General features: G+C 61.0%; 3 protein-coding genes. 2 read left to right on the plus strand and 1 reads right to left on the minus strand.

Features of this window, described 5'->3' with window-relative positions; all coding sequences use genetic code 11:
* Window positions 1-342, minus strand: a 342-nt coding sequence (locus HY011_33865) for a hypothetical protein (GenBank protein MBI3427938.1), incomplete at its 3' end; no start/stop codon positions are given.
* Between the two features lie 200 nt (window positions 343-542).
* On the opposite strand from HY011_33865, the gene HY011_33870 reads away from it, so the two are divergent.
* The gene (locus tag HY011_33870; GenBank protein MBI3427939.1) at window positions 543-1,874 is read left to right on the plus strand and encodes an IS4 family transposase; all 1,332 of its coding nucleotides are present in this window, start codon (window positions 543-545) and stop codon (window positions 1,872-1,874) included.
* A gap of 54 nt (window positions 1,875-1,928) precedes the next feature.
* A partial coding sequence (locus tag HY011_33875; GenBank protein ID MBI3427940.1) for an NADH-quinone oxidoreductase subunit B occupies window positions 1,929-2,041 on the plus strand: 113 nt, incomplete at its 3' end.

Genomic DNA, 2,041 nt, shown 5'->3' on the forward strand with positions numbered 1-2,041 from the left:
CAGCCCCGCGGGGTTGCCGAACTCGGCGGCCTCGGCGAGCTTGAACACCGCACGCCGCTTCTCGTCGTTCGGCTGCGACACCCACGCCTCCGCCGCGTCGAGCACCGCCGCCTGCTTCGGCGGCGCGGCGCCGTAGAACTTGCGGGCGCAGACGCACGCCCACCAGATCGCCTCGCGCCTCGGCAACGCATGCGCAGCGAAGTGGGCCGCGTCGGTGTAATGCTTGGCGGCGATGAGACGCTCCAGGAACGGCTTCGGCAGATCCTCCGGCTTCAGCAGCGCGGCGGCTTCCTTGCTCAGCTCGAAATTCTTGCACACATCCGCCGCCCGCGTCACGCTCATCGATTGGCCTCATGGTCGTGGGATAGGATTGCGATCCAATGCCAGTAGCGCAGGATAATGGAGGAATACACAACCGCCATGGTGAGTTGGCGATAGGAAGAAAACCTGCTTCAGCTGATCAGCCCCAAAGTGGCGCAGCTGAAAGAGCCGTCTCCTACCAGAATGACTGTTACCACACATTCAACTGGAGGAAACGGCTCATGAGCGTGAAAGCGGCGAAGCCCGATGCCAAATCATTCATCGATAGTCTACATGAACTGCTCACCCCGGCAATCTGGAAACAAGCGGAGCAAACGCGGCAGTCGAAACGAGCTTTGCCACGGTGGAAGACGCAGCCGTTGGTTCTCACCTTGTTGGTGATGACGTGGTGTTGCGGGGACTCGCAGGCAGAACGCTTTGAGACGGCCCGCGGGTTTGCCACGGTTTGCATGCCCAGGCGCCGGCGGCCCGGCAAAAGCGTGCAGGGTTTTCAGAATGCGTTGGCGAAGTTGCCGACCCGCGTGTTGCGGGTGATCGCTGCGGGCCTACGGCGGCGTTTGCTGGGCTTGCTTGATTTGAAATGCGATGGCTTCTTCGTGTTCGGCTGCGACGGTTCGAGCATGGAAACGCCGCGGGTGGAGGAATTGGAGCGACGGCTCGATCCGGCTTTGAAAAAGCAAGCTCGTTCGCAGGTATGGGTGACGGCGTTAGTGCATCTGCGGACGGGGCTTTTATGGTCGTGGCGGTTGGGCAAGGGCTACAGTCGGGAACGCGATCATCTGAAGAGGATGCTTTCGACACTGCCGGCCTTCGCCCTGATCGTCGCCGACGCGGGCTTCAACGGCTACGATTTGGCCGGTGCGATCACGCAAGCGGGCGCATCGTTCTTGATTCGGATGTCGGGCAAGGATCGGCTCTACACGGAGCAAGCGGTCGTCATCGAGAAGTTCAGCGAAGGCGAAGTATTGCTGTGGACGCAGCAGGCACAGAAACAGCAGTTGCGGCCGGTGCGGGTTCGGCTGATCCGCATTCGCGCGAAGGACAAGCGCGACGTTTGGCTGTTGACCAATGTGCTGGACCGCAAGCGTCTAACGGCGGAGATGGCGAGCCGCTACTACCGTTGGCGTTGGGAAAACGAGGGGCTGTTCCGCACGTTCAAGCGGACGTTGGCCAAGGTGCGGTTGCAGAGTCGCACGGTCCGCCTGGTTCATCGCGAAGCGGAGGGCGCCTTGTTGGCGACGCAGATTTTGCTGGCCCAAGGCGCCCGGTCGCTGGGCAGCGGCGCAAACAAGAAGCAGCCGCAACGCTGCAGCCCACGCAAGGTGTTGCTGGTGATTCGCGACGTGATCCTCGGCAAGATCGGCATCCGCAAAGAAGCGTATCGTAAGCGCTTGGCGAAGGCGTTGCGTGAGGATCGCAGGCGCACGAGTTCGAAAGTAAAGCGTGAGTGGCCGTTGCGGGCGCAACATAAGCCACAGAAGCCGCCGCGTTTCCTCATGATGACACCACCACAGAAAACGTTGGCGCAACAGCTGTTACGAATGACCACGTAGGATAAAGCGTTGTGGCATTGGATCGGAATCCTATCCCACGTTAGGAGCATCCACATGGGTTGGGTTGAAGGACGCTTCGAAGAAAACTTCCTCGTCACCACGCTCGAGCAAGGCATCGCCTGGGCGCGCGAATCGAGCATGTGGCCGATGACGTTCGGCCTGGCCTG

The organism is Acidobacteriota bacterium (assembly GCA_016196035.1).
Classification (GTDB): domain Bacteria; phylum Acidobacteriota; class Blastocatellia; order RBC074; family RBC074; genus JACPYM01.